Below are 15,294 nucleotides of genomic sequence, written 5' to 3' on the forward strand. Positions count from 1 at the left end.
CATTCGCCGAAGCGCCGCGAGGCCGTCTCTGGCCTTGGCGATGCGTCCGGCTGAGCTTGGGGCCGGACGCTACCATATGGCCTGCGGAAAGCTAATGGAAAATTGAAGCGGAGAGTCATTTAAGAACAGGTATTTAGGGCAAGAATGGAGCCGCCCTAAATATCCGTTCCAGCTAAACTATTCCGGCTCGCGCGTCGTGCATGAGCGTCTTCAGTTGTCGAGCGCTTCCAGCTCGTCGATCAGGGCGCCGATCACGCCAAGTCCGATCTGCCAGAAGGCCRGGTCGGTGGCGTCGAGACCGAAGSGCGCCAGCAGCTCCGAGTGATGCTTGGTGCCGCCGGCGCGCAACATTTCGAAATACTTCTCCTGAAAGCCGCGTTCGGCATTCTGGTAGACGGCATAGAGCGAGTTCACCAGGCAATCGCCGAAGGCATAGGCGTAGACGTAGAAGGGCGAGTGGATGAAGTGCGGGATATAGGTCCAGAAGACTTCATAGCCGTCGCGCAGCTTGATCGCCGGCCCCAGGCTCTCGGCCTGCACTTCCAGCCAGAATTCGCCGAGCCTGTCCGAGGTCAGCTCGCCGTTGCGGCRCTCGGCATGCACCTTGCGCTCGAACTCGTAGAAGGCGATCTGCCGCACCACGGTGTTGATCATGTCCTCGACCTTCTGCGCGAGCATCGCCTTGCGCTCGCGCTTGTCGGCGGTCYGGTCGAGCAGTGAGCGGAAGGTCAGCATCTCGCCGAAGACCGAGGCCGTCTCGGCCAGCGTCAGCGGGGTGGACGCCATCAGCGCGCCCTGGCCGGCGGCCARCACCTGGTGCACACCGTGACCGAGCTCGTGCGCCAGCGTCATGACATCGCGCGGCTTGCCCATGTAGTTGAGCAGCACGTAAGGGTGCGCCGAGGGCACCGTGGGGTGGGCAAAGGCACCGGGCGATTTGCCGGGCCGCACCGGCGCATCGATCCATTTGCAGTCGAAGAAGGTTCGCGCGATCTCCGCCATCTCCGGCGAGAAACGCTGGTAGGCCGACAGCACCGTATCCCTGGCGTCGTCCCAGCGGATCACCGCCTGCGGCGTCTCGGGCAACGGCGCGTTGCGGTCCCAGTGGTTCATCACCTCCATGCCGAGCCAGCGCGCCTTCATCGCATAGTAGCGGTGCGACAGGCGCGGATAAGCCTCGCGCACGGCGGCCGCCAGCGCATCGACCACGCCGCGCTCGACGCGGTTGGCGAGATGGCGTGAATCGGCGATGTCCTGGAAGCCGCGCCAGCGGTCGGAGATCTCCTTGTCCTTGGCCAGCGTGTTGGTGATGAGGGTGAAGGTGCGCAGGTTCTTGCGGAAGGTCGCGGCGAGCGCCTCGGAGGCGCGGCGGCGCACTTCCCCGTCCGAGTCCTGCAGCCTGTTCAGGGCCGRCTCCAGCGTCAGCTCCTCGCCRTCGACGTCGAAGCGCAGGTCGGTCATCGTCTCGTCGAACAGGCGGTTCCAGGYGCCGCGTCCGGTGACCGACTTTTCGTGGAAAAGCTGCTCGACCCGGTCCTCGAGCTGGTAGGGCTTGTCCTTCCTGAGGTCGAGCACCCAAGGCCGGTAGTGGGCGAAGGCCGGGTCGGCCGCAAGCGCGCTTTCGATCACCGCATCGTCGATCAAATTGAGCTCCAGCGCGAAGAACAAAAGATGCGCGCTGGCATCGGTCATCTTCTCCTGGACGTCGCCATAGAGCTTGGCGCGCTGCGGATCGGCGGTGTTGCCGGCATAGACCAGTCCTGAATAGGAGACGATGCGGCCGATCAGTTCCTCCAGCGCCTCATAGGCCTTCAGCGCCTCGCCGAGCCTGCCGGCGGTGCCGCGCTCGGCTTCCGCGGCGAGCGTGCCCTTCCAGCGGGCCTCGAAAGCGATGGCATCGCTTGCCGCCCTGGCGATGTCGCGCTTCAGTTCGGGCGCTTCCATGCCCGAATAAAGATCGGCGAGATTCCACTCCGGCAGATCTCCAAGCTCGGCGGCGCCGTGACCGGACGCCGTCGCCGCAAGCCGCCGATCAAACATCATGCGCATCACCAAATACCTTCCAGGACCAAGGGAAAGGAGAAGCCGGTCAAATCCTAAGGAATTCGTTCACCGGGTTTTTTGAAACCTTATTTAGAACCCTGTGCCAAGATGATCCATGGGGATTTCTTAGGGCCGGGCAGCCAACACAGTCATGACAGGTTCCATACTCATAGTCGATGACGATCCCGTGCAGCGCAGGCTGCTCGAGGCGGCTGTGACGAAATTCGGCCACAGCACCATCGTCACCGATGGTGGCGAGGCGGGCCTCGACGTGCTCGACGGACCGAACGCGCGCGACGTGTCGGTCGTCATCCTCGATCTTGTCATGCCCGGCCTCGACGGGATCGGCGTGCTGAAGGCGATGCGCGAGCGTGCGATCAGCCTTCCGGTCATCGTGCAGACGGCGCAGGGCGGCATCGAGACGGTTGTGTCGGCCATGCGCCACGGCGCGTTCGATTTCGTCGTCAAGCCGGCCTCGCCGGACCGGCTGCAGACGTCGATTTCCAATGCGTTGAAGGTCGAGGCTGTGGAGGACGAGATGAAGCGCACGTCGCGGCGTCGCGGCGGCCATCTCACCTTCAAGGACCTGATTACCCGCAGCCCGGCGATGGACCGGGTGATCCGCCTCGGGCAGAAGGCGRCAGCCTCCAATATCCCGATCCTCATCGAAGGCGAGTCGGGCGTCGGCAAGGAGCTGGTGGCGCGCGCCATCCAGGGCAGCGGCGACCGCCGCTCGAAGCCTTTCGTCACCGTCAATTGCGGAGCGATCCCCGACAATCTCGTCGAATCGATCCTGTTCGGGCACGAGAAGGGCTCGTTCACCGGCGCCACCGACAAGCACACCGGCAAGTTCGTCGAGGCGCATTCGGGCACGCTGTTCCTGGACGAGATCGGCGACCTGCCGCTCGATGTCCAGGTCAAGCTGCTGCGCGCTGTCCAGGAGGGCGAGGTCGACCCGGTCGGCGGCCGATCGACCGTCAAGGTCGACATCAGGCTGATCTCGGCGACGCACCGCAATCTTTTGCAGCAGGTCAAGGACGGCAAGTTCCGCGAGGATCTGTTCTACCGGCTGAATGTCTATCCGATCTTCGTGCCGCCGCTGCGCGACCGGCGCGACGATATTCCCTACCTAGTGAGACACTTCATGGAGAAGGTGGCGCCGGCCGATCCGCGCCGCCGACTCACCGGCATATCGGCCAGGGCGCTGGYGATGCTGCAGGCCYATGACTGGCCGGGTAACATCCRCCAGCTGGAAAATGCCGTGTTCAGGGCGTCCGTGCTCGCCGAAGGCGAATTGCTGACCGAAGAGGAATTCCCGCAGATCCGCGCGCAGGTCGAAGGCACGGTCAACCTCGACGTCGAACCGGCTCAAGCAGCCGTACCGGCGGCGGATGAGCCACGGCCAAGTGACCAGGCCACCCCCGGCAAGGCAGGAGCAGCGTTGCCCGAGAGCGAGGCGCTGGCACGGTTGCAGCCTCGCTTCGGCACGCTCAGGGCCTTGGACGAGCGCGGCAATGTGCGGGCCCTGGCCGATGTCGAACTCGAGATGATCAAGCTTGCGATCGACCACTATAACGGCCAGATGAGCGAAGTGGCGCGTCGCCTCGGCATCGGCCGCTCCACGCTCTACCGCAAGTTGAAGGAATATGGCATTGATCCCGAAGCGGGTCGGCCGGACCGCCTTGCTTCCTGAGACGCAAGCCACAGTCCAGCTTGCCAACCTAAGATCCGACTCAAATCGTCGCTTTTAGTCTGCAAACCRCTGTTTTCAGCGGCCTGCGGACTGGCGATCACGCATTTGCGGCAGGCGGTAACGTATCGTGTATTCCGTTCGCGCCGAATTATCGATCTAAACCAGCGATTTACCACGAAATACAGTGCACCATTTTTGACTGGATATCGCCACTGTGCTACCGCATTTCGACTTCAATAAGCGATGATTAACCATTAGGATCGATATTCGGATGTGAGAACCACACGTCCGTCTGGGCAAATCCGGGGACAAACGGCAGCCTGCAAGGCCATTTGATTTGAACCAAGTCCAACGACACAAGTACGGACGGCATTTTCATGTGAGCGTCTGGCCGAGGTGGCTGACGTTTGTGATTTTGGCCGTTGGGTTCCTCTCGGCAGCCGCCTCCGGYGCGAAGGCCGAAATTCGTTCGCTGAAGCTCTATCACCTGCATACGCACGAAAAGGCCGAGATCGTCTACAAACGTAATGGCCGTTACGATCCGGAAGGTCTACGCAAGATCAACATCATCCTGCGCGACTGGCGCCRCAACGAGCCGACCAAGATGGATCCGCGGCTGCTCGATCTGGTGTGGGAAGCCTATCGCGAGAGCGGCGCGACGGACTACATCCAGGTCGTTTGTGGCTATCGTTCTCCGTCCACCAACGCCATGCTGCGCAGTCGCAGCCGCGGCGTCGCCGAGAAAAGCCAGCATATGCTCGGCAAGGCGATGGACTTCTACATTCCCGGCGTGCCGCTGAAGAAGCTGCGCAACATTGGCCTCAAGATGCAGGGCGGCGGCGTCGGCTACTATCCGACGTCCGGCTCGCCGTTCGTCCACATGGATGTCGGCAATGTGCGCCACTGGCCGGGCATCAGCCGCCAGGAACTGGTCAGCCTGTTCCCGAACGGCAAGACGCTGCATGTGCCGAGCGACGGCCGCCCGCTGCCGGGCTATGAGCAGGCCTTGGCCGCCTACAAGGCGCGCGCAGGCGCCGGCACTCCCAATATCGAACTGRCCAGCGCCGGCGGCTCGACCAAGCGGTCCGGCGGACTGCTTGCCGCTCTCTTCGGCGGCGGTGGCGCAGACGAGGCCGACGACAGCGCCGACGTCGCCACCGCCGAGCCCGCATCCCAGCCGAAGGCTGTGAAGCCGGCAGCGACGGCCAAGAGCGGCAACCTTCCGGGCATCGCGATCGTGGCGCCGCAGGATGCCAAGCGCGCCAACATCCCGCAGATTGCCGACGACAGCGCGGACGATTCGCAGCCCCAGCAGCAGGATACGCCTGCGACAATCATCGCCGCGCTGCCGCCGAAGGAGATTCCGCTGCCGGCCTTCGCGCCGCGCCCGAAGGCCGATGTCGGCCAGCAGACGCCTGAGAACGTGCCGTTCGCCACGGCCGACGCCACGGCTACCACCGCGCAGGCGGTGGCGACCGCGCAGGCGCCAGCGCCGGCGGTGAAGGTTCCGTCCGGCATGGYCAATGCGGGTGAGCCCGTTGCCGCCGGTCTAGCCCAGGTCGCGGTCGCCAACATCCCGRTGCCGACCTGGCGTCCGGACCGCTCCACGCCGGCAGAACTCGCGCCCAAGGACGCGAGCGTGCTTTTGGCGCTGGCCGAAACGGCCGCGCAGGACAAGAATGCCACCGATGCCTTCTCGGTGCTGCCGACGGCGCGCCCCGATACAAGCAAGCCGGATGAGATCAAGGCTGTTCTCGAACAGGCCAGCGCGACCACCGAGGCCGCGGCTAGCGGGGCCGAATATGAGGTCGCTTCGCTGTCGGAGCCGCAGCCGCGCTCGGCGTTCAACGATCCGTCGGGCGTCGACGCCGCCTCGCCGCGCCAAGCCATCGCAGCCCGTCCGGCCGGCACCGACCCGGCACAGGCGATCGGCGCCGGCGTGAAGACGACGCGCAAGGAGGCCAGGGCTTCCGCCAACGATCTCAAGCCCGGGCCGAAGGCCATGGTGGTCGCGACACCGCCGCAGGCCGCGCGCTGGGCGTTGGGCAGAGGCGAGAACATCGCCACCGTTGCCGACCCGACGACGGCGCCGCGCTATGCCTATAACATCGTGCACACGCCGCCGAGCGAGGTCTACACGGCAGGCTTCCAGACGGATGCCGAGATGCCCGATGCCAGCCGGTTCACCGGAAACGCCGTCAAGTTCCTTTCGGTCGCGCGCTTCCAGACGAAATAGTGAGCCTGCCGGAATCGCAAAAGCCGCGTTGGAGACCAGCGCGGCTTTTTATTTTACGGGTGCAAGTCCAATGCGGCTGAGGGAAGAATCACTTCCTGAGCTTGCTCGCCTCGCGCGCCAGCGCTTCGATCTCATCCCACTTGCCGGCCTTGATGAGATCGTCCGGCGCAACCCATGAGCCGCCGACGCAGATGACGTTGGGGAGGCTCAGATAGTCGGCGGCGTTCTTGCCGGTGATGCCGCCGGTCGGGCAGAATTTTACGTCGGCGAGCGGCGAGGCGAAGGCCTTCAGCGAGGCGATGCCGCCCGACTGCTCTGCCGGGAAGAATTTCAGGAAGCGCAGGCCGGCTTCGCGCGCGGCCATGATCTCGCCGGGCGTGATGGCGCCGGGCAGCAGCGGCACCGGGCTGTCCTTCGCCGCGTCGAGAAGCTGGCTCGTAATGCCGGGACTGACGATGAATTTCGAACCGGCGCGCGCCGCCTCGTCAAATTGCCTGGCGTCGAGGATGGTGCCGGCGCCGACGACCGCATCCTCGACCTCGGCAGCGACTCGGCGGATCGCCTCAAGCGCGTCGGCGGTGCGCAGCGTGATCTCGATCGCCCTCAGGCCGCCGCGCGACAGAGCGCGGGCAAGCGGCACGGCGTCGGCGAYGTTGGCGATCTTGAGCACCGGGATGACCGRCTGGCCGTTGAGGAGCGACAGGAGCTTTTCGGTCTTGCTGGTCATTGGCTTGTCTCTCCGTTGCGATCGATTTCAACCGATTAGCAGAAGGGGTATTCCAAGTCCACGAAGGCCGGCGTGTCGCGATGTCACGCCGCAAATCCATCGTCCCTCTGCCTTGAAACCGCTTTCAGCACGGTCTAGTGGCATGGGCATGACAAGAAAGACGGAAAGTCAGCCGATCCGCGTCGCCGCGCTCTACAAGTTCGCGCGGCTCGACGGGTACGAAGCCCTGCGCGCGCCGCTTGCCGCCTTCTGCTGCGGACGTGGCATCAAGGGCACGCTCTTGCTCGCGCATGAGGGCATCAACGGCACCGTCGCCGGCAGCGAGGATGCGATCGCCGCGCTGATCGATCACCTCCAGGCCATCGAAGGCCTTGCCGGGCTGGAAGTCAAATACAGCAGCGCCGTCGAGATGCCATTTCACCGCATGAAGGTGCGGCTGAAACGCGAGATCGTCACCATGGGTGTTGAGAATATCGATCCGGCGGCCAGCGTCGGCACCTATGTCGCGCCGGCCGACTGGAATACGCTGATCTCTGACGCCGATACGGTCGTCATCGACACGCGCAACGCCTACGAAGTATCGATCGGCACCTTCAAGGGCGCGGTCGACCCCAAGACCGCCAGCTTCCGCGAATTTCCGGCCTGGGTCGAGCAGCGCAAGGGCGAGTTCGAGGGCCGCAAGGTGGCGATGTTCTGCACCGGCGGCATACGCTGCGAGAAGGCGACGGCCTATGTGAAGTCGCTGGGCTTTGCCCAAGTCTTCCATCTCAAGGGCGGCATCCTGAAATATCTCGAAGAGGTGCCCGCCGAAGAGAGCCTGTGGCAAGGCGAGTGTTTCGTCTTCGACGAGCGGGTGTCGGTGTCGCACGGGCTGACCGAAGGGGAGGCGGAGCTCTGCCGCGCCTGCCGGCATCCGCTGACGGTCGAGGACCGGCTTTCGCCGAAATATACGGTCGGCGTCTCGTGCCCGCATTGCTTCGAAGCGCGCTCGGACGAGGACCGCGCCCGCTATGCCGAGCGCCATCGCCAGGTGGAGCTGGCGCAGGCGCGAGGCGGCCGGCGGCATATCGGAAGCTGAGCAGCGCTGGCTTCGTCGAAACAGCCGCCCGTCATTGTAATGTCAGTGCACGGGGCCTACGTCTTGCCGGTCCGAAACCCCGCCCGGGCGCATTCGGCCGGGCCAATTCTGGAGGCATTGATGCTCGACCCCAAGAAGCTGCTCGACGACCTTCTCGGCTCGCAAATTCCCGGCACGGGATCGACCGTTCGCGACAAGGCGGGGCAGGCGGTGCAGATGGCGAAGGACAATCCGCTCGCGGCCGGCGCGTTGGCCGCCGTGCTGCTCGGCACCGGCCCTGGACGGCAGGTGACGGGCGCCGCCATCAAGCTCGGCGGCCTAGCGGCCCTAGGCGGCCTCGCCTACAAGGCCTACCAGAACTACAAGAATGGAAGCGAGCYGGCGCAGACGCCCGCCGCCAGCGAGCCGGAACTTTTGCCGCCGCCGGCCGATACCGCCTTCCATCCCTCGCAGGCGCCGCAAGGCGAGGACGAATTCTCGCTGACCCTGGTGCGGGCGATGATCTCGGCAGCGAAAGCCGACGGCCATGTCGATGACGAGGAGCGCCGGAAGATCGCCGACAAGCTCAAGCTCGCCGGCATCGGCGCGGAAGCCGAGCAGTTCCTGATGGCCGAGCTCGAAAGACCGCTCGATGTCGACGCGCTGGTCGCCGGCGCCAAGACCGACGCGCAGAAGCTCGAACTCTACACGGCCTCTCGCCTTACCATCGATCCCGACACCCGCGCCGAGCGCGGCTATCTCGACCTGCTTGCCGGCCGGCTCGGCCTGCCGGACGCGCTGGTCGACCATGTCGAGGCGACCGTCTCGGCGGCAAAGGCAGCCGCTGAGGCTTAACCACACAGCGGCGGTAGGGCATGGAGGGGCGAAAAGGTCGCGAGATTGCCGTTAACCTTTCGTTAACCCAGTAAGCGCATGATTCTAGCCAGTCGGGGCCGGCTTTCCTCCTCCCAAGCACGGTTCAGATCGGGGCGGTCGCCAATGACCGCCCTTTTTGTCGGCCTTCCGCAAGAGCCGCTTGCCACGATCTCCATCATTTGCGATGCCACGTCTTCATGACCGGGGAGGCTGCCCATGACCGCTATGCCAGAGAAGACCGCCATCGTTACCGGCGCCGGCACCGGCATCGGCAAGAGCGTCGCCACCGCGCTGCTCCAGGCAGGCTGGAACACGGTCTTCTGCGGCCGCCGCAAGAAGCTGCTCGATGAGGCGATCGCGGAGGCCGGTCACACCAAGGCCAAAGCATTGGCCGTTGCCTGCGACATCAGCAAGGCCGACGAAGTCGACGATATGTTCGAGACCGTGGTGGAGGCGTTTGGGCGCGTCGACCTGCTCTTCAACAATGCCGGCACGAGCTACAAGTCGACTTTGATCGACGAGATCCCGGTCGAGGTCTGGAACGATGTCGTCGGCGTCAACCTCACCGGCTCGTTCCTGTGCGCCCGCGCCGCCTTCGGCGTCATGCGCAGGCAAAAGCCGATGGGCGGGCGCATCATCAACAACGGTTCGGTGTCGGCCTATGCGCCGCGCCCGGGCTCGGTGCCCTATACGGCAACCAAGCACGCCATCACCGGGCTGACCAAGACGCTGGCGCTCGACGGCCGACCCTATGACATTGCCTGCGGCCAGATCGACATCGGCAATGCACTGACCGAGATGGCGCAGCCGATGACGGTCGGCGTGCCGCAGGCCAACGGCTCCATCGCCGCGGAGGCGGTGATGGATGTCCAGCGGGTCGCCGACGCGGTCCTTCACATGGCTGGCCTGCCGCTCGACGCCAATGTGCTGTTCATGACGGTGATGGCGACCAAGATGCCGTTTGTCGGCAGAGGCTAGCGCGACTGCTCCTTCATCCGGCGGTCACTTCGTCAAAAACGCCTCGATCCTCTCCAGTGCGCGCAGGATGTTCTCCTCAGAATTGGCGTAGGAGAGCCTGATATAACCTTCGCCGAGCACGCCGAAGTCGGGACCGCCGATCAGGGCGACGCCGGCATCCTCCAACAGCGCCGAGGCGAGCTTCTTGGCCTTCCACCCGGTCTTCGACACGTTGGGGAAGGCATAGAAAGCGCCCTTCGGCGTGATGCAGGAAATGYCGGGCAGCGCGTTCAGCCCCTCGACCACGATCTTCCTGCGGTTGTCGAAGGCACGCATCATCTTTTCGACCTCGTCCTGCGGGCCGTCTATCGCGGCGATGCCGGCATACTGGCTTGGCGCGTTGACGCAGGACCAGCAGTTGACCGCCAGCTTGCGCACCTTGTCGTAGAGATGGGCGCCCTTTTCGCCGTTCGGCCAGATCGACCAGCCCAAGCGCCAGCCGGTCATCGCCCAGGTCTTCGACCAGCCGTTGAGCAGGATCAGCCGGTCGCGGATTTCTGGAAAATTGAGCAGCGAGCAATGCGTCTCGCCGTCATAGGTCATGACGTCGTAGATCTCGTCGGACAGGATCGCGACCTGAGGGTGCTTCTCCAGTCCTTTGACCAGCTTCTCGATCTCGGCCCGCGGCGTCACGCCGCCGGTTGGATTGGCAGGCGAGTTGAGGATCAGGAGCCTTGTCCTCGGCGTGATCAGCGCCAGCGTCTCCTCGGCCGAGAAGGCAAAGCCGTTCTCCTCGCGGATCGGCACCGGGACCGGCGCCGCGCCGGTGAACTCGATCATCGAGCGATAGATGGGAAAGCCGGGATCGGGGTAGAGGATCTCCGTCCCCGGTTCGCCGAACATCAGGATCGCGGCGAACATGGTCGGCTTGCCGCCGGGCAGGATCATGACGCTTTCGGGCGAGACCTCGACGCCGGTGGTGGCGAGCGTGCGGCGCACGACCGCTTCGCGCGTGGCGAGCAGGCCGTTGGCAGGTGTGTAGCCATGATGGCCGTCGCGGAGCGCCTTGATCGCCGCCTCGACAATGTGCTGCGGCGTCTTGAAGTCGGGTTGGCCGATGCCAAGGTTGATGATGTCGCGGCCCTGATGGGCAAGTGCTGTCGCCCGCGCCAGCACAGCGAAGGCATTTTCCTCGCCGAGACGGTCGAAGGCCGCGATCGTGTGGAGCATTTTTCCCGTCCTTGTGGTTCTTTCTGTGGGCGAGCGTTTTTGTGAGCGTCTCTTCCGGAAAGTCAAACGGATTGGAGTCCCGGTGTCTGAAAATCTGAAAGATTGGCGGCCCCGCCCGCGTCCGCAACGCAAGGTGCTCGAAGGCCGCACCGTCCGGCTCGAGCCGTTGAGCGCGGCAAGGCATGGCGATGGGCTCTACGAAGCATCGTCGGTTCCCGATGCCGGCGGCCGCTTCGCCTGGCTGCCCGACTATCCRCCGGAAAGCCGCGCCGCCTTCCAGCCTTGGCTGGACAAGGTGGAAGCCAGCGAGGATCCGCTGTTCTTCGCCGTCATCGACAAGGCGAGCGGCAAGGTCGCCGGGCGCCAGACGCTGATGCGCATCGATGCCGCCAACGGCGTCATCGAGATCGGCAACATCTATTGGGGGCCGCTGATCTCGCGCAAGCCGCAGGCGACCGAGGCGCAGTTCCTGTTCACGAAATATACCTTCGACGAGCTCGGCTATCGCCGCTATGAGTGGAAATGCAACAACCGCAACGAACAGTCGAAGCGCGCCGCCACGCGATTCGGCTTCAAGTTCGAAGGCATTTTCCGCCAGCATCTTGTGGTAAAAGGCGAAAACCGCGATACGGCGTGGTATTCGATCATCGACAAGGAGTGGCCGGCTCTGCGCAAGGCCTATGAGGCCTGGCTCGATCCGGCGAATTTCGATGGCGAAGGCCGCCAGAAGCGGCGGCTCGAGGATTTCCGCGCCGAGTTCGGCGCATAGACCATGATCCCGAAAAGCGGGAGCCGCTTTGCTGCGCTGACCTTCGGTTCGGACAAGATCATGGTCAAAATAAAAAACGAGCCCCTATCCCGATTTTCTCGGGATGGATAAGGCTCCGACAGGAGTTCGCCAATGGCGCATGATCACGGCTCACTTGGGCACGCCGCTCATGGGCACGGCCACAGCCACGGCCCCGAGCACGTRCATGGGTCGACCGACAAGAAGCGGGTGCTTGTCGCGACCTTGCTGACAGCCGGCTTCATGGTGGCCGAGGTGCTCGGAAGCCTGCTCACCGGGTCGCTGGCGCTGCTTGCGGACGCCGGYCACATGCTGGCGGATGCGATCGCGCTTGGCCTCGCCTGGTACGCCTTCCATCTCACCGGCCGCCCGGCCACCGGCCGTCTCACTTATGGTTTTGCCCGGGTGAAGACGCTGGTCGCCTACACCAACGGCGTCGCCATCTTCGTCATCGCGCTCTGGATCATCTATGAAGCCTGGGGACGTCTGATGCATCCGGCGCCGGTGCTGGGCGGGCCGATGCTGGTGGTGGCGGTCGCCGGCCTCCTGGTCAACATCGCTTGCTTCTTCGTGCTGCATGGCGGCGACCGCGAGAGCCTCAACATGCGCGGCGCGATCCTGCATGTGCTCGGCGATCTCCTCGGATCGGCCGCGGCAATCGCGGCGGCCCTCATCATCCTCGCCACCGGCTGGACGCCGATCGATCCGATCCTCTCCGTACTGGTGGCGCTGCTGATCCTGTCGACGGCCTGGTCGTTGATGCGCGAGGCCGCGCATGTGCTGCTCGAAGGCGTGCCGGCAAGCCTTGACCGCGACCTGATCGCGAGGGATCTGGAAGCAGCGGTCAAGGGCGTGYGCGAAGTGCATCACATGCATGTCTGGTCGCTCGATGGTACGAGCAACATGGCGACGCTGCATGCCTGCCTGAATGAAGGCGTCGACCCGCATGCAGCGGTGAGTGCCATCAAGAAACGGCTTGCCGCCAAGCACGGCATCGATCACRCCACGGTGGAACCCGAATTCGGGCTCTGCGCCGACGGCCATGATGAGCACGACCAACACCATGACCACGATCATGCACATGATGCGTCCCGCGATCGCCGCTATTATCACTGAGCCGGTGATGACCTTGAAGAGCCTCGGATCGAGGGACGGCTGCTGATGGATCGCGAGACGCGAAACTCGGCGATCGCCGCGGCCTGCATACTGCTCCTGTTCGGCCTCGCCGCCTATTTCCTGCCCACCATAATGCTGGCTGCCGGTCGCGTTTCGACGGTGCTTGCGGCAATCGTTGCAGCAATCTTCATAGTGGCGTTGTTCGTCGTCTTCTGGCTGCGCGGACGCAGCCAGCGCAAGAAAGGTCGTTGAGATGAGAATTCTGATTACCGGCGCCGCAGGCATGGTTGGGCGCAAGCTGATCGCAAGGCTGGCCAAGGACGGTATGCTGCGCGGTCGCAAGATAACGGCGCTCGATCTGCACGATATCGTGCCGCCGCAGGCGCCGACGCTTGCGGGCGTCGACGTCTCGATCCACACCGGCGATCTTTCCGCACCAGGCGCGGCGGAGAGCCTGGTCGCTTCCCGCCCGGATGTCATCTTCCATCTGGCCGGCATCGTCTCCGGCGAGGCGGAGGCCAATTTCGATCTCGGCTACCGCGTCAATCTCGACGGAACACGCGCGCTGTTCGATGCCGTGCGGCTGGCGGCCTTCGCGCCGCGCCTCGTCTTCACCTCGTCGATCGCGGTCTTCGGCGCGCCGTTCCCGGATGTCATCCCGRACGAGTTCCACCCGACGCCGCTGACTTCCTACGGCACACAGAAGCTGATCAGCGAGGCGCTGCTCTCCGACTACTCACGGCGCGGCTTCTTCGACGGCATCGGCATCCGGCTGCCGACGATCTGCGTGCGCCCTGGAAAGCCGAACAAGGCGGCGTCGAGCTTCTTCTCAGGCATCATCCGCGAGCCGTTGAGCGGCCAGGAAGCGATCCTGCCGGTGCCGCGCTCGGTGCTGCACACGCATGCCAGCCCGCGCTCCGCGGTCAATTTCCTGATCCATGCGGCGGAGATCGACGGCGATGCGGTCGGACCTCGCCGCAGCCTAACCATGCCCGGAGTCGCCGTCACGGTCGGCGAGCAGATCGAGGCGCTGGAGCGTATAGCGGGGCCTGAAGTGGCGAAGCTGATCCGCGAACAGCCCGACGAAACGATCTGGGCGATCGTGAAGGGCTGGCCGACGCGCTTCGAGGCGCGGCGCTCGCGGGAGCTGGGTTTTGTCVCCGAGAAGAATTTCGACGAGATTATCCGCGCTTATATCGAGGACGACCTGGGCGGGAAGGCGCATTGATATTCAGGTGATGCCGGCCTGCAAACGGCGGTGCTCACGTACTTCAAGTACGCTCCGCTCCGGTTCTCGGAATCCACCGTTTTCGGCTCGGCCTGACCTGAATCGCAACACACCTTCGCGCAACCTATAGTCAGGCGCCGCCGGTCAGGCCGGCCGACAAAAGCAGCAGGCCGACCAAGAAGATGAAAGCCGCGMCGCCGATTTCGACGATTGAATGGATGCGGTTGCCGAGGCGTCCGTCGCCGGCGAAATAGACCGCCCAGTTCTTGGCCGTCACAGCGATCGTCGCCAGCGCCGAGACGGTGATCGCAGTGCCGATCGACATGRCGAACACCGACAGCAGGCCGCCCATCCAGAGCCCGTTGAGCAGCGCGAAGCTCAGCACGATCAGCGCGCYGGAGCAGGGGCGGATGCCGACCGCGGCCACCGCCGACCAGGCCGTACGCCAGTCGAAACGATCGCCCGAAAGCAGCGCCGGATCCGGTGCATGCGAATGGCCGCAGGTCTCGCAGACTTCGCCCGGGCCGTGGTGATGATGCCCGTGATCATGATTGTGCGCCGTGTGGTCGTGATGGTGATGATTGTGCCCACTGTGATCATGGGTGTCTTGGCTTCGCGCATGCGAATGCGCCGCATGATCATGGTCGTGATGCGCGTGCAACGCATGGGCATGCGCGGCGTGGGAATGCGTGTGGGCATCATGCGAATGGCTCGCATGCGAGTGCCCGCCATGCGAATGACCGGCATGGGCGGCCGACAGACTGTAGGCCGGACTGGCGCCGAACAGCCTGAAGATGGYCGGGCCGGCCTTGCGCCAGAGCAGCCAAGCGCCGAACAGGGTCACCAGCACATAGCTCGAGATTTCGAGGAACCATGCCGCATCGGTCATCGACACCGCGGTGCCGCGCAGCACGAAATAGGCAAGCATCATGACGACGACCGCGGTGAGGCCCTGCAGCAGCGCCGAGACGAAGGAGAGCATGATGCCGCGCCGGAGCGCGACCTCGTTGGCGACCATGTAGGACGAGATCACCGCCTTGCCGTGACCGGGTCCGGCGGCGTGGAAGATGCCATAGGCGAAGGAGAGGCCGACCAGCAGCCAGAGCTTGCTRCCGTCCTGGCGCATCGCCTTCATCGCGGCAGCAAGCGAATGATAGAATTCCTGCTGCCTCAGATTGATCCACATCAGAATATGGGCGAACGGGCCTGACGTGCTGGGCGCCATGCCGTCATTGGTGCCGATGCCGAGCGAGCTCTGGGCATGGGCGAGGCCGGGCAGATGCGTCATCACCAGGGTGGTGGCCGCGAGGCCGAGCGCCAAGCGCAGCGATGGTTTCATCACCG

General features: G+C 64.5%; 13 protein-coding genes. 9 read left to right on the plus strand and 4 right to left on the minus strand.

The features are described from left to right. Positions 1 to 210: 210 nt before the first annotated feature. Positions 211 to 2,049, minus strand: a complete 1,839-nt coding sequence (locus ORS3428_RS27000) for a M3 family oligoendopeptidase (protein ID WP_071101328.1) — start codon at positions 2,047 to 2,049, stop codon at positions 211 to 213. A 145-nt stretch (positions 2,050 to 2,194) separates the two neighbouring features. Here ORS3428_RS27000 and ORS3428_RS27005 point away from each other — a divergent pair, with 145 nt between their 5' ends. Both ORS3428_RS27005 and ORS3428_RS27010 read left to right on the plus strand, forming a co-directional pair. Further along, a complete protein-coding gene (locus ORS3428_RS27005; RefSeq protein WP_071101329.1) occupies positions 2,195 to 3,736 on the plus strand; it encodes a sigma-54-dependent transcriptional regulator in 1,542 nt (513 codons plus the stop codon). Between the two features lie 379 nt (positions 3,737 to 4,115). Then, the gene (locus ORS3428_RS27010; protein WP_071101330.1) at positions 4,116 to 5,972 is read left to right on the plus strand and encodes a DUF882 domain-containing protein; all 1,857 of its coding nucleotides are present in this window, start codon (positions 4,116 to 4,118) and stop codon (positions 5,970 to 5,972) included. Between the two features lie 88 nt (positions 5,973 to 6,060). Here ORS3428_RS27010 and ORS3428_RS27015 read toward each other — a convergent pair whose 3' ends face one another. Beyond that, the gene (locus ORS3428_RS27015; RefSeq protein WP_071101331.1) at positions 6,061 to 6,699 is read right to left on the minus strand and encodes a 2-dehydro-3-deoxy-phosphogluconate aldolase; all 639 of its coding nucleotides are present in this window, start codon (positions 6,697 to 6,699) and stop codon (positions 6,061 to 6,063) included. Positions 6,700 to 6,847: 148 nt separating this feature from the next. Here ORS3428_RS27015 and trhO point away from each other — a divergent pair, with 148 nt between their 5' ends. From trhO to ORS3428_RS27030, 3 genes are all read left to right on the plus strand, one after another. Beyond that, positions 6,848 to 7,777 (plus strand): oxygen-dependent tRNA uridine(34) hydroxylase TrhO, encoded by a 930-nt coding sequence (gene trhO / locus ORS3428_RS27020; RefSeq protein ID WP_071101481.1) that lies wholly within the window; start codon positions 6,848 to 6,850, stop codon positions 7,775 to 7,777. A gap of 120 nt (positions 7,778 to 7,897) precedes the next feature. Continuing rightward, on the plus strand, positions 7,898 to 8,611 hold the full coding sequence (locus tag ORS3428_RS27025) for a tellurite resistance TerB family protein (RefSeq protein WP_071101332.1): 714 nt from the start codon (positions 7,898 to 7,900) through the stop codon (positions 8,609 to 8,611). A gap of 237 nt (positions 8,612 to 8,848) precedes the next feature. Further along, a complete protein-coding gene (locus ORS3428_RS27030) occupies positions 8,849 to 9,610 on the plus strand; it encodes an SDR family oxidoreductase (protein WP_071101333.1) in 762 nt (253 codons plus the stop codon). 24 nt (positions 9,611 to 9,634) lie between these two features. Here the strand turns inward: ORS3428_RS27030 and ORS3428_RS27035 are convergent, their stop codons facing one another. Then, a complete protein-coding gene (locus ORS3428_RS27035; RefSeq protein ID WP_071101334.1) occupies positions 9,635 to 10,819 on the minus strand; it encodes a pyridoxal phosphate-dependent aminotransferase in 1,185 nt (394 codons plus the stop codon). An 82-nt stretch (positions 10,820 to 10,901) separates the two neighbouring features. On the opposite strand from ORS3428_RS27035, the gene ORS3428_RS27040 reads away from it, so the two are divergent. From ORS3428_RS27040 to denD, 4 genes are all read left to right on the plus strand, one after another. Next, on the plus strand, positions 10,902 to 11,588 hold the full coding sequence (locus ORS3428_RS27040) for a GNAT family N-acetyltransferase (RefSeq protein ID WP_071101335.1): 687 nt from the start codon (positions 10,902 to 10,904) through the stop codon (positions 11,586 to 11,588). 132 nt (positions 11,589 to 11,720) lie between these two features. Continuing rightward, complete coding sequence (locus tag ORS3428_RS27045) at positions 11,721 to 12,722, plus strand: cation diffusion facilitator family transporter (protein WP_071101336.1); 1,002 nt, start codon at positions 11,721 to 11,723, stop codon at positions 12,720 to 12,722. 45 nt (positions 12,723 to 12,767) lie between these two features. After that, a complete protein-coding gene (locus ORS3428_RS27050) occupies positions 12,768 to 12,974 on the plus strand; it encodes a hypothetical protein (RefSeq protein ID WP_071101337.1) in 207 nt (68 codons plus the stop codon). A gap of 1 nt (position 12,975) precedes the next feature. After that, positions 12,976 to 13,950 carry a D-erythronate dehydrogenase gene (gene denD, locus ORS3428_RS27055; protein WP_071101338.1) on the plus strand — a complete coding sequence of 325 codons (975 nt, stop codon included), beginning with the start codon at positions 12,976 to 12,978 and terminating at the stop codon, positions 13,948 to 13,950. A 130-nt stretch (positions 13,951 to 14,080) separates the two neighbouring features. Here the strand turns inward: denD and ORS3428_RS27060 are convergent, their stop codons facing one another. Further along, on the minus strand, positions 14,081 to 15,289 hold the full coding sequence (locus ORS3428_RS27060) for a nickel/cobalt transporter (RefSeq protein ID WP_071101339.1): 1,209 nt from the start codon (positions 15,287 to 15,289) through the stop codon (positions 14,081 to 14,083). Positions 15,290 to 15,294: the final 5 nt, after the last annotated feature.

Source organism: Mesorhizobium sp. ORS 3428 (genome assembly GCF_001854785.1).
Lineage (GTDB): Bacteria > Pseudomonadota > Alphaproteobacteria > Rhizobiales > Rhizobiaceae > Mesorhizobium.

Excerpts from the sequence above, each read along its gene's own strand:
- trhO (WP_071101481.1), top strand. The coding sequence starts at position 6,848 with ATGACAAGAAAGACGGAAAGTCAGCCGATCCGCGTCGCCGCGCTCTAC.
- ORS3428_RS27030 (WP_071101333.1), top strand. The coding sequence starts at position 8,849 with ATGACCGCTATGCCAGAGAAGACCGCCATCGTTACCGGCGCCGGCACC.
- ORS3428_RS27050 (WP_071101337.1), top strand. The coding sequence starts at position 12,768 with ATGGATCGCGAGACGCGAAACTCGGCGATCGCCGCGGCCTGCATACTG.